At 33.4% G+C, this 19502-nt stretch carries 18 protein-coding genes; 16 read left to right on the plus strand and 2 right to left on the minus strand.

Features of this window, described 5'->3' with window-relative positions; genetic code table 11:
- The first annotated feature begins 6 nt into the window (after positions 1–6).
- The 11 genes from U0D62_RS16885 to U0D62_RS16935 all read left to right on the plus strand — a co-directional run bounded on the left by U0D62_RS16885 (position 7) and on the right by U0D62_RS16935 (position 9565).
- Positions 7–1344, plus strand: coding sequence for a M28 family peptidase (locus U0D62_RS16885; protein WP_322288500.1), 1338 nt, complete (start codon positions 7–9; stop codon positions 1342–1344).
- Positions 1345–1435: 91 nt separating this feature from the next.
- Entirely contained in the window at positions 1436–3058 is a 1623-nt protein-coding gene (locus U0D62_RS16890; protein ID WP_322288501.1) for a M1 family metallopeptidase, read from the plus strand.
- Positions 3058–3864 carry an arginase family protein gene (locus U0D62_RS16895; RefSeq protein WP_322288502.1) on the plus strand — a complete coding sequence of 269 codons (807 nt, stop codon included), beginning with the start codon at positions 3058–3060 and terminating at the stop codon, positions 3862–3864. The genes U0D62_RS16890 and U0D62_RS16895 overlap by 1 nt, the downstream gene beginning before the upstream one ends.
- A gap of 49 nt (positions 3865–3913) precedes the next feature.
- Complete coding sequence (locus U0D62_RS16900) at positions 3914–4399, plus strand: OmpH/Skp family outer membrane protein (RefSeq protein WP_322288503.1); 486 nt, start codon at positions 3914–3916, stop codon at positions 4397–4399.
- Positions 4400–4409: 10 nt separating this feature from the next.
- Entirely contained in the window at positions 4410–5216 is an 807-nt protein-coding gene (locus U0D62_RS16905; protein ID WP_322288504.1) for a hypothetical protein, read from the plus strand.
- Positions 5213–6253: a zinc-dependent alcohol dehydrogenase family protein gene (locus U0D62_RS16910; RefSeq protein ID WP_322288505.1), complete on the plus strand. Its 1041-nt coding sequence runs from the start codon at positions 5213–5215 to the stop codon at positions 6251–6253. Before U0D62_RS16905 ends, U0D62_RS16910 begins: the two co-directional genes overlap by 4 nt.
- A gap of 35 nt (positions 6254–6288) precedes the next feature.
- Positions 6289–6801: an endonuclease V gene (locus U0D62_RS16915; RefSeq protein ID WP_322288506.1), complete on the plus strand. Its 513-nt coding sequence runs from the start codon at positions 6289–6291 to the stop codon at positions 6799–6801.
- A 52-nt stretch (positions 6802–6853) separates the two neighbouring features.
- Positions 6854–7774 carry a carbon-nitrogen hydrolase family protein gene (locus U0D62_RS16920; RefSeq protein WP_322288507.1) on the plus strand — a complete coding sequence of 307 codons (921 nt, stop codon included), beginning with the start codon at positions 6854–6856 and terminating at the stop codon, positions 7772–7774.
- Positions 7775–7798: 24 nt separating this feature from the next.
- Positions 7799–8266: a hypothetical protein gene (locus tag U0D62_RS16925; protein ID WP_322288508.1), complete on the plus strand. Its 468-nt coding sequence runs from the start codon at positions 7799–7801 to the stop codon at positions 8264–8266.
- Positions 8267–8399: 133 nt separating this feature from the next.
- Entirely contained in the window at positions 8400–8816 is a 417-nt protein-coding gene (locus U0D62_RS16930; protein ID WP_322288509.1) for a cupin domain-containing protein, read from the plus strand.
- A gap of 125 nt (positions 8817–8941) precedes the next feature.
- Positions 8942–9565, plus strand: coding sequence for a dioxygenase family protein (locus tag U0D62_RS16935; protein ID WP_322288510.1), 624 nt, complete (start codon positions 8942–8944; stop codon positions 9563–9565).
- A 116-nt stretch (positions 9566–9681) separates the two neighbouring features.
- Here the strand turns inward: U0D62_RS16935 and U0D62_RS16940 are convergent, their stop codons facing one another.
- Positions 9682–11043, minus strand: coding sequence for a cellulase family glycosylhydrolase (locus U0D62_RS16940; protein ID WP_322288511.1), 1362 nt, complete (start codon positions 11041–11043; stop codon positions 9682–9684).
- 355 nt (positions 11044–11398) lie between these two features.
- On the opposite strand from U0D62_RS16940, the gene U0D62_RS16945 reads away from it, so the two are divergent.
- Both U0D62_RS16945 and U0D62_RS16950 read left to right on the plus strand, forming a co-directional pair.
- Complete coding sequence (locus U0D62_RS16945) at positions 11399–12346, plus strand: GlxA family transcriptional regulator (RefSeq protein ID WP_322289102.1); 948 nt, start codon at positions 11399–11401, stop codon at positions 12344–12346.
- Positions 12347–12437: 91 nt separating this feature from the next.
- Positions 12438–13508: a DJ-1/PfpI family protein gene (locus U0D62_RS16950; protein ID WP_322288512.1), complete on the plus strand. Its 1071-nt coding sequence runs from the start codon at positions 12438–12440 to the stop codon at positions 13506–13508.
- Positions 13509–13551: 43 nt separating this feature from the next.
- Here U0D62_RS16950 and U0D62_RS16955 read toward each other — a convergent pair whose 3' ends face one another.
- Positions 13552–15186 (minus strand): ABC-F family ATP-binding cassette domain-containing protein, encoded by a 1635-nt coding sequence (locus U0D62_RS16955; RefSeq protein ID WP_322288513.1) that lies wholly within the window; start codon positions 15184–15186, stop codon positions 13552–13554.
- Positions 15187–15490: 304 nt separating this feature from the next.
- Here U0D62_RS16955 and U0D62_RS16960 point away from each other — a divergent pair, with 304 nt between their 5' ends.
- The 3 genes from U0D62_RS16960 to U0D62_RS16970 all read left to right on the plus strand — a co-directional run bounded on the left by U0D62_RS16960 (position 15491) and on the right by U0D62_RS16970 (position 19395).
- Positions 15491–17518 (plus strand): serine hydrolase, encoded by a 2028-nt coding sequence (locus U0D62_RS16960; RefSeq protein WP_322288514.1) that lies wholly within the window; start codon positions 15491–15493, stop codon positions 17516–17518.
- Positions 17519–17823: 305 nt separating this feature from the next.
- On the plus strand, positions 17824–18693 hold the full coding sequence (locus U0D62_RS16965; RefSeq protein WP_322288515.1) for a hypothetical protein: 870 nt from the start codon (positions 17824–17826) through the stop codon (positions 18691–18693).
- Between the two features lie 126 nt (positions 18694–18819).
- A complete protein-coding gene (locus U0D62_RS16970) occupies positions 18820–19395 on the plus strand; it encodes a YdeI/OmpD-associated family protein (RefSeq protein ID WP_322288516.1) in 576 nt (191 codons plus the stop codon).
- Positions 19396–19502 lie beyond the last annotated feature (107 nt).

The raw sequence follows: 19502 nt of genomic DNA on the forward strand, positions 1-19502 counted from the left end.
GCACAAATGAAAACACTTCTTACCTCAACATTATTTTTATTTTCTATTATTTTAACTGCACAAACCGATCAAAGAATCTACGATATTATAGATAATGTATCAGCAGAAAGAATTGAAGCCGATATTAAAAAACTAGCTGGTTTTGGTACTCGACATACACTGAGTGATACCGTTTCAAAAACCAGGGGAATCGGTGCAGCAAGAAGGTGGATCAAATCAGAATTTGATAAAATATCAAAAGATTGCAATGGTTGCCTCGAAGTTTTTTATCAAAAAGACTTAGTTAAAAAAGGAGCTAACCAACGTATTGTTAAAGACGTATGGGTAGTAAATGTAGTAGCCATTCAAAGAGGTACTAAGTATCCTAATCGATACATTATGATGAGCGGTGATATTGATTCTCGTATTACAGACCCTAATAATTTTACAGATGATGCTCCAGGAGCTAATGATAATGCTACCGGTATGGCAGGAGCGATAGAAGCAGCTCGTGTACTTTCAAAATACAAATTTGAAAGTAGTGTTGTATATATAGGATTGTCTGGAGAAGAACAAGGATTATTTGGAGGAAAAGGATTAGCTAAACATGCAAAAGATAATAACTGGGATATTATTGGGATCATGAATAATGATATGATTGGTAATATAAAAGGAGTTGACGGTGTGATCGATAATCGTACTTTTAGAATATTCTCAGAACCTGTTCCTCCCAAAGAAACAGAAAGGCAACGCACTGCAAGACGTTTTGCTGGTGGCGAAGTAGATGGGATATCTCGACAATTAGCTCGATATATACACAAAACAACTAAAACTTATATGCCAGAAATGAATCCGATGATGGTTTATCGATTGGATCGTTTTGGTCGAGGTGGTCATCACAGACCATTTAACGATCAAGGATTTGCAGGAATCCGTATTATGGAAGCTCACGAGAATTATACACAACAACATCAGGATATCCGCACTGAAAACGGAATTGAATATGGTGACGTTGTAAAACACGTAAATTTTGAATTTGCGGCAAAACTTACAGCTGTAAATGCTATTAATCTTGCTAGTATCGCGTGGGCACCTCCTACTCCAACTGATGTTGAGATTGGTGGTATTGTGAAACCTTCAGTTAAATTTCGTTGGAAAAAAAGTGATGACCCAAATATCAAAGGATATAAAATTTATTGGAGAGATACTACATCACCAACCTGGGATCGCAGTAGATTTGTAGGAAATGTTGATAATTTCATACTAGAAGGTATCGTAATAGATAATTTTTTCTTTGGTATTGCAACAGTAGGAAAAGATGGTCATGAAAGCCCTGTAGTTTTTCCTTCAAAAACGTTTAGATAATACTTAACTACAAATATTTTAATCATTAAAATTATTATACTTGTGTTTAACTTAGTCTAAACATAACCATCAAAACAATAAACATAGATAGATGAAAAAAAACATCTTATTGATCTTACTTCTAACGGGTAATGTCCTACTTCTAGCTCAAGAACAACAATTTACTCGTCAGGATTCCTTGCGCGGTTCTATTACTCCAGAGCGAGTATGGTGGGATCTCACCTATTATCATTTGGATATAGCAGTAGATCCAGATAACAAATCAATTACTGGTAAAAATACAATTCATTACAAAGTATTGAAAGGTCACGATATAATACAAATTGATCTGCAGCCTCCTTTAAAGATTGAAAAAGTTTTACAAAATGGAAAAGAGTTAAAAGTAAAATCAGAAGAGAACGCCCATTTTGTTTCGCTTACTGCCAAACAGAAAAAAGGTGACATCAATGCGGTTGAAGTTTATTATAGTGGTAAGCCAAAAGAAGCCGTTCGCGCTCCTTGGGATGGTGGTATTTCCTGGAAAAAAGATTCCAACGGAAAACATTTTGTAGCGTCTTCCTGTCAGGGACTAGGTGCCAGCGTTTGGTGGCCCAACAAAGATCATATGTATGATGAAGTTGATAGTCTGCTTATTAGCGTTAATGTTCCTAAGGATTTAATGAATGTATCTAATGGTAGGTTGCGCAATATTGAAGAAAAAGATAATAATACTAAAACCTATCACTGGTTTGTAAGCAATCCTATCAATAATTATGGAGTAAATATTAATATAGGTGACTATGTACATTTTGGAGAAAAATATGAAGGAGAAAAAGGAACCTTAGATATGGATTATTATGTTTTAAGAGATAACCTTGAAAAAGCTAAAGAACAATTCAAAGATGCTCCAAAAATGATGAAAGCTTTTGAACATTGGTTTGGTCCCTATCCTTTTTATGAAGATAGTTTTAAATTGGTAGAAGTTCCATATTTAGGGATGGAGCATCAAAGCTCTGTAACTTATGGCAATAAATATGTAAATGGATATCTGGGCAATGACCTTTCTGGTACAGGATGGGGAATGAAATTTGATTTTATTATTATCCACGAATCAGGTCACGAATGGTTTGCTAATAATATCACTCATAAAGATGCAGCCGATATGTGGATTCATGAAAGTTTTACAGCCTATTCAGAAAACATATTTCTTGATTACTATCACGGTAAAGAAGCATCAGCAGAATATGTAATAGGAACCCGAAAAATAATTCAAAATGACAAGCCAATTATAGGTGTTTATGATGTAAACCAAGAAGGCTCTGGTGATATGTATTATAAAGGAGCTAATATGCTTCATACGTTACGTCAACTTATAGAAGATGATGATAAATGGAGAAATATCTTAAGAGCAATGAATAAAGATTTTTATCATCAAACTGTTACCTCTTCGCAAATTGAAGAATACCTAAGTAAGAAAACAAAAATTGATCTTACCTCGTTTTTTAATCAATACCTCAGAGATATTAGGATTCCTACTTTAGAATATAGCTTAAATGATAAAGTACTAAAGTACCGATATGTAGATATTGTAAAAGATTTTGATATGCCTGTACGAATTCAAATAGATGGCAAAGATCAATGGATTCAACCCAATCATCAGTGGCAAACATTAAAGACAAAGGCAGAACAAGTTAAGGTAGATCCCAATTTTTATATAAACACAAAATCTTTATAATGAAAATCTACTTCCCCCAATGGCAAGGCTCCGGAACCGGTAAAAATATTGAACCTGGTGCAAAGACGGTCTTAGAATATATCAATGATCCCGAATTCGTTCAAATCCCACTTTCAAATATTATTGCTGGCGAAGAAGGAGAAAAAAAATATGACATCAATAACTATGATGCCATAACCGAGCAATTAGAACGTCTTAAAGATCATATTAAAACTACAAACCCCGATACTATAAAAACTATTGGTGGGGATTGCGGTTTAGAGATTGTGCCCGTTTCTTACCTTAATAAAAAATATCCCAACCTTGGAGTTATTTGGTTTGATGCGCATGCAGATATCAATCGTCCTTGTGATTCTACTAGTTGTAATTTTCATGGAATGCCATTACGGACGTTGCTTAATGAAGGAGAAAAGAAAATGAAAAGCTTATTATTCAGTACCATAAAAGAGCATCAGATCCATTATGTAGGTCTTCGGGATATTGACGAAACCGAACAAGAAAGAATCACTCAAGGAAAAATTTATGCTCCTTTGACTTTATCTCCTAATCATCTCGTTCAAACTTTAAAAGATAAAAAAATCACCAATTTATATTTACACTTTGATTTTGATTGTTTAGAACCTTCAGATTATGATAAAACCTATTACCAGATTCCTAACGGGGTTAAAATCAAAGAAGCTGAAGAATGTATAAAAACATTACAAGATCATTTTACCATCGTTGGAAGCAGTGTTTTAGAATCTGTAACTACTGAGATTTCAGAATTACAACCTATTGAAGGAATTATTAATATGCTTATTACGTAGTATAACCCAGAGTAGTTTTATAACATATAAAAATTATAATTTAAGACAAATGAAACATATAATTTTCTTAATTATTTTATATGGGTTTGGATCACAAGTATTTTCACAAGAAAACCTAGGGTATATTAGTTATGATCAAATTGTAAATAGTATTCCCCAATATTCAAATAAAGGAAAAAGTATAGAATCGCTTAAAACTAAATATAATGATTCCGTTAGAAGAATGATCAAAGGGTATGAGAGCACCGTAAGTTGCGCAACAAACGTAGATTTTACTGATAAAGAAATTAAGAAAAAAGAAAACGAATTAATTCTTTTGGAAAAAAGAATTGAAGCATTAAAAACGAATTACTTAGAAGAGGTTAATAAAGAAAAACAAAGAATAAATATTTATTTAAAAAACAAAATCTGGTTTAGACTCAAAAATTATTGTACTAAAAATAATATTAAAAGTATAGTATATAAACAGGATATCCTTTATTGTCCGACTTGTGTAGATTATACATCGGATTTTATAAAATATTTGAAAGAATAACAAAATACATATGCTAAGATCTTATATTAAAACATTTATAATTTTATCTTTTTTGTCATTGATTAGTTGCAAACAACCTACAGCAACAAAGACGGTAGAAAAACCAAAAAATGAAGTTTTGGTGCTTGGTGCTATTCACGGAAGCCATCGTACTGACAGTGTGTATAATACAGATTATCTTGAAAAGTTAATTCGGGAAATTAAACCCGATTTTATTCTATCCGAGATTCCACCAGATCGTTTTGAAGAAGCCATGAAGGGTTTTCAAAAAGATGATTCTATCTCTGAACCCAGAGTAATGCGTTTTCCTGAATATGTAGATGTAGTTTTTCCATTAACCAAAGAAATGGATTTTGAAATTATTCCAACGGCAGGATGGACCCTACCTATGGCACAAGAACGTAGCCAAAAACTTAGAGCAATCAGTAAAGATTCAAGTAGAGCAAAAGATTGGAAAGCATATTTAGAAGCAAATAAACGTTCTGACTCTGTTTACAAAGCAACAGGAAAAGTTAATGATCCATATTTTATACATACTAATACCTACGATAGTATACAAGATATTAGTCTCCAGATCTATAATAAATTATTTAATGTAGAACTAGGCCTTGGTGGTTGGGATAATATCAATATTGCTCATTACTGGAATATCGAAAAGGCACTAGAAAAACATCGTTACAAAGGAAAAAGAATGTTAATTATTTATGGAGCCGGTCACAAAGGATGGTTCTTAAGAGAGTTAAGAAAACGTGATGATATTACCTTATTAGAAATGAAACCGTTTTTAGATGCTATAAAAGAAAAAAATACTAGATGAAAGCAATCGTATACGAATCTTTTCAAGGACCATTAACCATTCAAAATGTAACAGATCCTAGTCCAAAAGAAAATGGTGTTGTTATAAAAGTAAAAGCTACAGGCTTGTGTCGTAGTGATTGGCATGGTTGGATGGGTCATGATCCTGATATAGAGCTACCTCATATTCCTGGTCATGAACTTGCCGGAGTTATAGAAGCAATAGGTAAAAATGTTCAAAATTTCAATATAGGAGATAGAGTTACGGTACCTTTTGTATGTGGTTGTGGTTCTTGCTCGCAATGCATCTCTGGTAATCATCAAGTATGTGATCATCAATCACAACCAGGGTTTACGCATTGGGGTTCGTTTGCAGAATATGTAGCCATAGATTATGCAGATACAAATCTGGTAAAACTTCCTGATGAAATTACAGATGTAACTGCAGCCACCCTAGGATGTAGGTTTATTACATCCTTTAGAGCAATCGTCGAACAAGGAAAAGTTTCTGCTGGACAATATGTAGCTATACATGGATGTGGAGGCGTTGGTCTATCAGCAATTATGATTGCTAATGCATTAGGAGCACAGGTTATTGCCATTGATATTAATGAAGAAACTTTAGCTTTCACCAAAGAATTAGGTGCTATTGCTACAGTAAATGCTGCTAACAATACTGATATTATTGAACACATAAAATCTATTACAAATGGCGGCGCTCATGTATCAATGGATGCTTTAGGAAGTGCAACAACTTGTTTTAATTCAATTTCTAACCTCAGAAAAAGAGGAAAGCATATACAAGTAGGTTTAATGACTGGTGATCATCAACATCCTAAAATCCCTATGGATAAAGTATTGGCCGATGAGCTTGAAGTTATAGGCAGTCACGGAATGCAGGCTTACAAATATCCTGAAATGCTCGATATGATTAAAAATAAAAAATTGTATCCCGAAAAATTAATACAACGTACTATTACTCTTGAAGAAGCAATTACAGCACTCCCCAATATGAACTCATTTGATACTAAAGGCGTACAAGTCATTAATTCGTTTTAAATGTATATTCGGGTTGTATATAAAATATATCACTTATGAAATTAGCTTTCGATGTTCAATATTATGAATCATATGCTAAAACAGTTTGTGTCATTTTTTCTGATTGGAATGATCCTGAACCGACAGATATCATAATAGAAGAAGTCAAAAATGTAGCTTCTTATATACCAGGAGAATTTTATAAACGAGAACTTCCTTGCATCCAGGTCATTTTGAAAAACCTAAATTTAGATGTGATCGAGCTTATTATTGTAGATGGATATGTGCATCTTGATGATACAAAAAAGTTTGGATTAGGAGGATATTTATATACATCTTTAGACAATCAAATCCCTGTAATCGGAGTTGCTAAATCAGGTTTTCACAATAACAAAAAACATGTTAGAGAACTGCTTCGAGGAGAAAGTGTAAAACCTCTGTATATTACAGCTATAGGTATTGATCTGGAAGAAGCAACAAAAGCGATTCAATCTATGCACGGAGTTTACCGTATGCCAACCATTTTACAAATAGTAGATACCAAAACAAAAGAAACAAAATCAGTATAATAGCATTGACCTCGATTATTTAGAAATAAAAAACTATTAAAACTCTTGACTAATGAAAGTAAAAGTATGTCTAATACAAGACAGCCCAGTTTTTTTTGATAAGGATAAAACCATCGCTAAGGTTGAGAATCTTACTAAAAAATATGCACAAGAAGGTTGTGAATTAATAGTGTTTCCAGAGTCTTTTATCCCTGGGTATCCAAGAGGTTTTGATTTTGGAGCAAAAATAGGTAGCAGAACAACAGAAGGACGTGCTTTATATTCTGAATACTACAATAACAGTATAGATCTGGAAAGTGATGATTTAAAGAGACTTGAAGGCATCTCTAAATCTCATAACACATACCTGGTAATTGGTGTAACAGAAAAACAAGGCACAAATGGTAGTTTATACTGCTCTATGCTATACATCTCTCCTACTCAAGGCTTATTAGGAGTTCATAGAAAAATTAAACCTACAGGAACAGAAAGAATCATTTGGGCAGAAGCTTCTGGAGAATCATTAGTTACTTTTAATACCAAAATCGGAAAATTAGGCGGACTTATTTGCTGGGAAAATTATATGCCTCTGGCTAGAATGGCGATGTATCAAAAAGGTGTTGAGATTTATATTGCACCCACAGCTGATTCCAGAGAAGAATGGACAGCTACTATGAAACATATCGCTCTAGAAGGAAGGTGCTTTGTATTAGGTTGCAATCAATATTATACCCGTTCAATGTATCCAGAAAAATATCAATCATTAGTCAAAAGCGAACCTGAAGAACTATGTCCTGGAGGAAGCATTATCGTATCTCCACTTGGCAAGGTGATTACTGGTCCATTATTTGGTGAATCTGGAGCTTTGATAGCCGAATTAGACCTAGAGGAGATCAGTCATAGCAAACTGGATTTTGATGTTATTGGTCATTATGCTCGAAATGATATTTTTGATTTTGAAGCAAATAAACAACCAGAAACTAAAAACGAATAAACCATAAACCAATTTTAAAAAAAGATGAGAATATTTTACCTGGCACTTATAACAGTTTTTCTTAGTAGTTCTTGTAATACCAAAACAAAAAAAATAGATTCAGAACAAGAACCTTTGCCCATAATCGGCACCTGGAAACTGATCTCCGGAACCGTAATTAACGGTAAAGACACCACCATCACAGATTACACAAAAAATCAAAAAATGATTAAAATTATTAATCAATCTCATTTTGCTTTTTTAAGGCATGATTTAAATAATGGAAAAGATAGCACAGCTATCTTTGTGTCTGGAGGAGGTAAATACTCGGTAGATGGAAATAAATACACAGAATATCTTGAGTATTGCAATTATAGAGAATGGGAAAATAACACTTTTGAATTTGAATACAGAATAAGTGGAGATACCCTTATAACCGTTGGAATTGAAAAAGTCGAAAAAATAGGTGTAGATCATTTAAATATTGAAAAACTGATTAGAGTAAAAGAATAATCTTCTTTTATACAATATTCTGCTTATATAGATTTGTTCTCATATTTATAAAAGAAGCTCCTAAGCATTCTAATTTCAATTCAAAAATGCTTTATTTAGCACCCCTATTCTTAAATCTTACAAATCTTTGAAAATGAAGTCATCTTATACTCTTATATTTTTAATCGGTTTCTTATTCGTATCCTGTAAAAAAAACGAAATAATTAAAACAGAAGTAGTGACTTTGGCAGAAACTACAAAAAGTTGGAATGGTGATCCACTTCCTAAATATCCTGATGGCACTCCAAAAGTGACTATTCTAAAAATAACTATCCCAGCTAAAACCAAGTTAAAATTGCATAAACATCCTGAAATCAATGCTGGTGTTTTATTAAAAGGTGAATTGACAGTAATAAGTGAGCATAATGACACCTTACATCTTAAAGAAGGTGATCCTATTGTAGAATTGGTAAACACCTGGCATTATGGAAAAAATGATGGCACAAAACCTGCTGAAATAATTGTTTTTTATGCTGGTGTTGAAGGAACCCCTATCACTATTGTTAAATAAACAAATTCTTGTTTTCGTAAATCCGATCATCAGCTAAAAAATTACCAATTCATTAATACAATAAGTCGTTACAAATCATTTAATTAGATAACAAAATACATTTTCACATTCTTAAATATATGATTATGGAAAAGCAAGTTATCTTTATAATGGTAATTCTTTTTAGTCATGCCTGTAACTCTCAAGGTACTACTAAAGATAAAATAATTGGAGGTCCTTGTCAGGGATGTGATGCTATATTTGAATACGAGAATAAGAAACTCACATCAATAGATACATTACCTGCTTTTAGCAAAAACCAACCTCAACTTAAAATCACGGGAATTGTTTACCAAAAAGATGGAAAAACACCAGCCAAAGACGTAATATTATATATCTATCATACTAACCGTGAAGGAATATACGAAACTAAAGGCGATGAAAAAGGTTGGGCTCGCCGACATGGCTATATACGTGGCTGGATCAAAACAAATGCTGATGGTCGGTATACCTTTTATACCTTCCGTCCCGCTGCTTATCCTAATGGAGTCGCCCCAGAACATATTCATATTACAGTAAAAGAACCTGGTAAGAACGAATATTATATTGAGGATTATTTTTTTGATAATGATCCTCTCCTAACCCAAACTAAAAGAAAAAATCTGTCCAATAGAGGAGGTTCCGGAATAAGTTTCCCTGTACTAAAGAATGGAATTTATACGGTTAAAAGAGATATTGTTTTAGGACTTAATATTGAGAATTATAATTAATACTATTTTTTCTTTTAAATTACTCAAAAAATAAACTGGCATACATCAAATTAATGTAGCCTTCCTTTTTCAAGGAAAGCTACATAAAAAGTATACTATATATCAGATTAATTGCCTTAATTCAATGGGCAGGTTCCCTGGTTTGCAACCCATGCCCCATGAACAGTATCTCCCGCAGAAACACTACTCATAGCAATCATACATCCTCCATACCATTGATTACTATTCACATCTTTATATGCCATACTTAACCATACAGCATCTGTTGGTACATCAATATCTGTAGTTGGTGCTCCTGGTGTCAAAGTTTTTATAGGTATCCAGGTTGCACCATTTTTATTGGTATCCGTAGAATATGACCAGGAAATACTCGTAGCTGGCAATACTTCATTAGTCACTTTTATTGTGATTGTTGATCCAGATGGAGAACTACCTCCACAAGCCGTTGGTAAAGTAGGATTATAACCAGTACTGCATGGTAACGGATCTGTTCCCGCAACAGAAGAAGCTGCAAAGCTAGTAATCGCAGCATATTGAGTTCCCAAATCTGCAAACCCATTACCCAAAATAGGAGTTCCACTCGTACTTACTAATCCTAAGTTTTCTGTATGTTGAATATATCGAAATGCAAAACCTCCTGAAATAACATCAGACATGGATACAGCACTAGCACCGGAAGGTGTAAGTTGGGTAGTTCCAAAAAGATAAGGGACCTGAGTCCAATTACGATTACTGCTAGAATTACAACCATATTCACCAAAATAAACCGGTACTGGAAAATCTTTAAAGCTTTGATATAATTCATACCACGCATTAATGCTTCCCTGTGGAGGAGTAGATGTATAATCACACCATCGATATTGATTATAGGCAACATAATCCACGCGGTCTGAAGCACTGCCACATGCATAAAAATAAGCAGCAGCCAGCGTATTTGCTCCAGTAGCACTAGGATCATCACGTAACACTAAACCTACAGGAATACTTCTGTAACCTTTTTGAACAATATAAGCTTTCGTATCACGCACCAGAGCTTTGGCAGCAGCAGCTACATTCGGTTGGTTAGTTGCATATAATAATTCATTCGAAACTGAGAATGAAAGTACATTATCGTATTTCTGAAACTTATCTACTACACTTTTTACTCTATCTAATACAGCACACGGGTAAGTACCATCTCTTGGTAATGCAACTTGTGAATTTACACATCCTATCATTACATAAATACCTTTACTGGCTAACAAACTCATTACTTTATCATGTGAGGTTGCAGAAGAAGGGTCTACCTGATAGACTCTAATAGCATTAATGCCAAGTTTGGTCCAATCTCCATTTTTTCCTAACAACGCATCAATAGTTGCATAATTGTCATCCGAAATCGGATCTACATCATTAGTAGGTTGATAACATAAGCCTTTAGGAGACCAGCGTGAGGCGCCATTCATAAAAACACGCCCTGAAATAGTAATTGCACTCATTATAATTAGGTTTATTAGAAATTAAAGTTTAGTAAATTATTGTTGAACTTTTAATTCTTTATGATTGACCTCTTTAAATTGTCGATATAATAATTGAGGGTATCAATGTATATAAAAGTAATTCAGATCATTATTTTTGTCATCTAACAAATATCATTTGTTAATTGGATATGTTTTAGCGTAGAATTACCTGTTTTTACAAAATCAGCTAGAATTACCTCTTATAAATACTATTGTGCCACAAAAAAAGTAAGATGTCCCTCTTATTCTGATCAACATTCTTAACCTCTTCAACATCTGAAATCGCTTTTGAGAAGAAATAGTATATTGGCCTAAAAATTTAGTCATTAAAAGAATACTTTTCATCATACCGCCCAAAGTTCATCTTCTGGATATTAATGGTCCCGCCCACATCTTTTATGAAGCCAAAGAGTATGGAGCTGATATTGAACTACATTTTGTAGCTATGAATGACACTACTAAAATTGAAAGCAGTGCAGGCTTACATTTTACCCAATTAACTCCTTTTCATCAATTTGAATTAAACAAAAATGATTTCGTTTTTGTTCCTGGAATAGAATTTCACCTTATATCAAATGCTGAGTTCATTAAAAAAAGTGTTTCTTTTTTTAAGTGGCTACAATTACAACACACTAATAAAGCTACTATTTGTTCCATCTGCACAGGTACATTTTTGGTGGCAGCATCTGGCGTTCTTAATGGTAAAAGTTGTACTACCCACTGGAAGTATTTTTCGGAATTCAATCAAAAGTATCCTAATATCGAACTTAAGCAAAATAGGTTATTTGTAATCGAAGACAATCTATATTCTAGTGCAGGGGTTACTTCCGGTATTGATTTAGCTTTATACATCTTAGAAGTTGAGTTCGGGACAAAGCTGGCGGCAGATGTTGCCAAAGAAGTTGTTATTTATTTTCGCAGAAGTCAATCAGATCCACAACTAAGTATCTTTCTTCAGTATAGAAATCACTTAGAAACCCGTGTTCATGACATTCAGGATTATATCAGTAATCATATTCATGCTTCGTTTACATTAGAGGATATTGCTGAGCATGTAAATACCAGTAGTAGAAACCTAACTCGCCTTTTTAAAACCACAACAGGAATTACTATTGGGGCTTATCTGGAAAAACTTAGGGTAGACAGGGCCATTCACCTACTGATGGAAGGTAATAAGGTGAGTTATGTCGCTAATCAATGTGGATTAAAAAGTGCTAATCAATTAAGAAACCTTCTTAAAAAACATCAAGGCATATTACCCAAAGATATTTTATCAAACTAAGCCCTTAATTGTCTCAATACTTCGCCTGCTTGTCCTTTTAACACGCTGTTAAACTATTACTTTTACCCCTGTCAATCATAAATCAAAAACAATGAAAACCCCGATAACAGTAGTATTACTTCTAATCTCTATTTCACTAATTGCACAATCCTCAAAAAAACCAGACGATATCTATGTGTGTGTTCCATGTAATAACAATTGTGATACTTTAGAGTTTGATCGTCCTGGAACTTGCACTCATTGTGATATGCAACTGATTACAAAAAAGGAACGAAACGAAAAATATAAAAATGTAGGTAAGAAAAAAATTGCATTCTACTTACAACCTGGAGTAGAAGTTTTAGATTTTGCCGGACCGATGGAAGTATTTGCTTATGCCGATTTTGAAATATTTACGGTTTCCAAAACCAAAGAACCTATCACTTCACAAGGAATTCTTACCATTGTCCCAGATTATAGTATTCATAACGCTCCACAAGCAGATATTCTTGCTTTCTTTGGAGGAAACGCTTCTAATGCATTTAATGATAAACAAGTAATCGATTGGGTAAAAAATCAACAAAACATTGCTTATCATTTTTCTGTATGTACCGGAGTATTTGCATTGGCAAAATCCGGAATACTTGATGGTATGACAGCCACAACTTTTCATAATGCTTTGAGCGGTCTGGAAAAAAACTACCCAAAAATCACTGTTGTCAAAGATGCTCGTTTTGTTGATAATGGAAAAGTTGTTACTACTGCAGGAATCTCAGCTGGTATAGATGGAGCCCTACATCTCGTTGCCAAATTACAGGGGTTTAATCAAGCCAGAAGAATAGCCTATCACATGGAATATGACAAATGGATCCCCGGTGAAGGTTTGATTTTAACTAAAGACAATCCGTACCACAAATACACAACTATTTCTAATCTCAAAGAATATACAGGAACGTATGAATACCTAGAAGGAGCTAAAGTAGAGTTAAAGTTCAATTCCAGAGAAAAATCACTTTACGCTATCCTTGAAAAAAGGAGCTACCCTGTTTTCTATCTGGAAAAAGATAAGTTTACCAATCTAAGTAAAGACGAAATTACCTTTATAAAAGATAAGAGTAATACCATAATTGGTTATACATCCTCTAAGCATCCAGGCAAGGTATTCAAAAAACTAACCGATTAGTATCACTACAAGTTTTCAAATTCTTGTAGTGGTAATGTTTTCCTTATTTCAGGTCAATTTCTTGTAGATTCTCCATTTTGTTTCTAACAAGAAACTCATCTATCGTTTCAAAATGTTCGATAACCCTTTTATCTTTAAATTCAAATACTTTATTTGATAACCCTTGAAGAAAATCCCTATCGTGAGAAACCAGGATTAATGTTCCGTCAAAAGCCAATAGAGCTTCTTTAAGTACATCCTTTGATCTAATATCAAGATGGTTTGTAGGTTCATCTAATATCAAAACATTTACTGGTTCAAGAAGTAATTTAACCATCGCCAGTCTCGTTCTTTCTCCTCCAGAAAGGACACTTACTTTTTTATCGATATTATCCCCGCTAAACATGAATTGCCCCAATATATTTTTAATCTGGGTTCTAACATCTCCTTTTGCTACTTCATCTACCGTTTGAAAAACCGTTAAGTTAGGATCTAATAAAGAGGCTTGGTTCTGAGCAAAATATCCAACCTTTGCATTATGTCCTAAACCACATTCTCCTTCATAATCAATCTCTCCCATTATAGCTTTTATCATAGTCGATTTTCCTTCTCCATTCCTTCCCAAAAAAGAGACCTTCTCTCCTCTTGCTATAGATAAGTTAGCTTCTTTAAAAACTATATGATCTCCATATTGCTTAGATAACTCTTTTGCCATAACTGGATAATCTCCAGAACGTGCAGAAGGCGGAAATCTAAGTTTTAAAGAAGAGGTGTCTATTTCATCAATCTCTATAATCTCCAATTTTTCCAGCATACGTTCTCTGGAATTTACTTGATTCGTCTTTGAATAAGTACCTTTAAATCGTTCTATAAATGTCTTGGTATCTGCAATAAATTTTTGTTGCTCCTGATATGCTTTTACCTGATGAGCACGTCGTTCCTCTCTCAACTCAAGATAATGAGAATAATTTGCCTTATAATCATAAATTCTCCCCATCGTGACTTCGATAGTTCGATTGGTTATATTATCAATAAATGCTTTATCATGAGAAATAACAATTACCGCTTTGGCTTTGTTAATTAGAAAATCTTCTAACCATATAACCGATTCTATATCTACATGATTCGTTGGCTCATCCAATAGAATTAAATCAGGTTTTTGCAATAAGATTTTAGCCAGCTCTATTCGCATTCTCCATCCTCCGCTAAACTCACTTGTAGGTCTTATGAAATCTTCTCTTTTAAAACCTAACCCCATCAACGCCTTCTCTACTTCTGCATCATAATTAACCTCTTCGATTGCGTAAAACTTTTCACCTAGATCCGTTACTTTCTGGATAATCTCCATATACTCCTTAGAATCGTAATCTGTACGAGTTTCTAATTCTTTATTCAGACGATCCATTTCTTGTTGCATCTCCTGGATTTGCCCAAAAGCCTTAGAAGCTTCTTCAAACACTGTACAATTATCATCAGTTAACAAATGCTGTGGTAAATAGGCTATCACAGCATCTTTAGGACAACGAATATTACCTCGAGTTGCTTTCTGTACGCCAGCAATAATTTTCATCATGGTAGATTTACCAGCTCCATTTTTACCCATAAGGGCAATTTTATCATTCTCATTTATCACAAAAGAAACATTACTAAATAATGTTTCTCCACTAAACTCTACTGCAATTCCGTCTACAGAAATCATATATTTTTTCTTTAAAAATGCAAAACTATAAAAAAGCAGGTCAAGACAAAGAAATATCTAACATAATAGATTTAACAGTAAAAGAATGTCAAATCTTCAGACTCATAAATCATAACTCTCACAAAATAAATACTCTAACCACCCCTTTCAATAAAATATTAACATAAAAAATGTAACAATTTTATGAAATGCTTGTCCATACAAAAAAACATTCATCATGAACTCACCAATTTATCTCTCTAACTCCGTTTATAAAAAAAATATCTTTAAAACTTATTTCAAACCCATAATAATCTGTATTTGCTTGATTATTTTCTTTCAGTTTAAATCATTCAGTAACTCTCTACTCCTAGAAAATGATAGAACTACCTCAAGTTTTCCCTCTAATGGTTCTGTTGCGTATGCTTACCCTATTACAAACATAACAATTGATGGTAATGCCGAAGATTGGCCCAAAAATCTTCAACAATTTCCTATAGCTAATTTTCCATTTGGAAACACTCCAAAAAATGAGCAAGATTTCAAAGCTCATTTCCAGATAGGGTATAATATTTCTGAAGAATCCTTATATATTCTGGTAACTGTAGTTGATGATTCTTATGTAGTGGATAATTCTGAAAATGCTGATTGGAATACACAGGATTCATACAATTTATATATTGACGGTCAGCATTCTCCAAGAGGATCTGGTTTGGATCTGTATCAATTCAGTAAAGAATATAAAGAAATGATGGATTCTTCAACAAGTTGGGACCCATCAACAAGAAATCATAATTGGGATAACGTTAAAATTGTTACTAGTCGTAAAAATACAACCACCTACTATGAATGTAAGATTAAATTAAAAGAGCAAATAATAGCAGGAAAGACCATAGGTATTGATCATGTTATTATTGATAAGGACGAAGAAGACGATCAAAGTACATATAGTTTTACTTCCTGGGGTAAAGGTGGTGGTAAAAGTCAATCCTCTAACAGGTTAGGTGATGTTATTCTCTTAAATAAAAATCAACAAATTGCTACAATCACAGGGCAAATTCGATGGAAAGATATTTCAACAAAAGGGTTTCCGGATCAGGTCAGATTAACCTCTACTGATAACCCTATATTATGGACACAGGCAGCAGTAGATTCTACTGGTATTTATAATATAGATCTTCCTCCTGGTAGTTATGATATAACAGTGGCTAATCCTATTTATTATCAGGATGATGAACCTATGAGGATTCAGGATAAAAATAAATTAAATGTCGTTGTAGGTAATAAACAAACTCAAAAAATTTCTCCTCTTGAATTATCTTTCTCTCCCGTTCCAGAAATAATTCCAGAAAAAGGAATATTACATAATTTTGATGAAACAAAAAGTAAAACTCTAGATAAGTTCATCAACACATATCAGGAATACTACGGAATCCCAGGAGTATCTTTAGCCCTTATAAAAGAAGGTAAAGTTATATATCATAAAACATATGGTGTAAAAAATACATTAACCCAGGAAAAAGTAGATGATAAGACTTTGTTTGAAGCAGCCTCTATTACTAAACCTGTTTTTGGATTTGCTGTAATGAGATTAGTAGAAAGAGGAGTAATTGATTTAGATAAACCTCTATACGAGTATTTACCATTTGAAGCCATTGAACACGACGAGCGTTACAAGTTAATCACGGCAAGACACGTATTATCACATAAGACCGGTTTTCCTAACTGGGCCTGGATGAATGATGATGGAAAATTAGACATCAAATTCACTCCCGGAACCGAGTATCGATACTCTGGAGAAGGTTTTGAATATTTAAAAAGAGTTGTTGCCCATATAACGGATAAGGATATGACAACTTTATTAAAAGAAGAAGTATTAGATCCTCTTGATTTAAAACATACGTATTTCAAAAAGAACGAATACCTTCAAAAAGTAGTCGCCAATGGGCATTTTAGTAATTATGCAACAAGAGCATCATTACCAGACAATCCAGGAATGGCTTGGAGTATGCATACCGAAGCTAAAACATTTTCAAACTATTTACTGGGGTTATCCGTCAAAAAAGGATTAAAGCCAGAAACTTATAAAGAAATGTTTAGTGTCCAAACCAAAATCCCAAAAGAAGAAAAAGATAATAGACCTGATTGGGAAGAATATTTTGGGTTGAGCATCCATCTGCAAAAAACACCTTATGGACTAAGCTTTGGACACGGAGGGAATAATGGAGATTTTAAATGCGAAGCACGAATGTATCAAGACCTTAATATGGGATATGTCATTTTTACAAATAGCAATACCGGCGATAAACTTAACGATGCCCTTTTAGAATTTTTGATAACTGGCAAGAAATAGAAAGAGTTCATAAAATCCAAAATACTAATTGATTATCAACAGCTTAATAGAATGCATTCTATTAAGCTGTTTTTTTTACAATCTATTTATATTAAATATAGTTTCATTATAGAAGATCAAACCAAACCCCAAACACACACATCTACTTCATATTCAGGAAAATACCCCTCAAAACATCCGTTTTAAAACTATTCATAAACCGTTTTTTACTTCTTGATCCAACATATGATCAGAAGTAATTTTGTCCCCAAGGTATTTCCGGAAAACCTAATTAAATCAAATAAATACTTTTAAAACCATTAATTATGAAAAGTTCATTTTTTAAAACATTTGCAATAGCAATTACTCTCGGAGTAGCCTTAGTTGCTTGTGAAGACAGAGAAGAAGACTTGCAAGAGGAGCAAGCACAAGAAATCAATGATACGCCAACAAAGAATGCCGTTTTTCCAACCGAAGTAAGCGATATTTCTTTTGAAGTAGCCAAAATCCAAAAAAATGGTCATGAATATCAATTCATAGCTGTTGGAGAAAACGATGATATGGTAGTTATTGAAAAGCTCTATGGTACTGCCGAAAAAAACAACGAAACCAGTAACTTAGAGAAAGATCAAACACCTTTCGACATTTTTGTTTCCTTAACAAATAAAAATATTCTGGTTCCTGAACGCATTGCAAAAACTGCAGAAGGAGCAGCGCTACAGACATCTGGAAGAACAATAGAAAAATCTGAGAGGCTTCTTGAAATTCTAGATCCAAATTATGTCGAATCCATTCAGCAAAGAGCTTGTTACGATGTGGGGTCCACAAATTTTAGAAATACATACTGTGGTGGCACTCCAGTAGTATCAACTCCTACAGATATTAGATTTTGTGATAATGGATTATGGTATTCAAATACTCGTAATTCATATTATGGAGGTTCCTGGAGAGAACGTGATGACGTACAAACCTGGACCAATGTTAAATGCGGTATGACCAGATTACAATTTTATGCATGGAAAAGTAGTGGTATATGGCCATTTAACACATATTCTTGGCATTTGCAATACCAGGTAGATTTTACAAATGGTATTTGGTATGCTAACTACTACACTTCTGATTATACAGAGAGAGAAGTGCGTAGAACAAGACCAACTAATAGCGGATCTTTCAGAGCATACACTCGATTCTTCTAAAAAATTGTATTTGCACAAAAAGTAAAATAAAACCCGAAGTAAAATACACATCACTTCGGGTTGCTTTATATTATCTCATTAAAAAAATTATTACCTTGAAACCACAATCAACAATGAGATATTCTTATGACTCAAAAACCCGAATTATACTTTAAAAATGATAAAGAATGGCGTTCCTGGCTTCATCAAAATCATAATATATCTGATGGAGTATATTTAATTTTCTATAAAGTAGAAAGCAAGAAACCAAGTATGAGATGGGAAGAAGCGGTCAAAGTAGCTTTAAGTTACGGTTGGATAGACTCTACTGTTAAAAAGTTAGATGATGAACGGAGACGTCAATACTTTTGCCCAAGGAAACCTAAAAGTGTATGGAGTAAACTTAACAAAACGTATATCGTAGAACTTACCAAAGAAGGTTTATTACATAAAAGTGGATTATTAACAATAGAAACCGCAAAGAAAAATGGTTCCTGGATAGCATTAGATGATGTAGAGAATGGTATAATTCCAGATGATCTAAAAAAAGCTTTTAATAAAAACGATGTTGCTTTTAAAAATTTTCAAGCGTTCAGTCGTAGTTATAGAAAAAACTATCTCTATTGGTTAAATCAAGCCAAACGTCAGGAAACAAGAGATAAAAGAATTATAGAAATTATAAGGCTTTGTAAAGCAAATATAAAGGATCGAGGAAATCGATAACATCAAATAATGATAATACTCTTTAAAGAAAATAAATTACTATCCTGTTCTATTATTAACATACTCTAATACTAAACTACTCACTTAACAACACTTTAAGATAATTT

It is taken from the genome of Aquimarina callyspongiae (assembly GCF_034322225.1).
GTDB lineage: Bacteria > Bacteroidota > Bacteroidia > Flavobacteriales > Flavobacteriaceae > Aquimarina.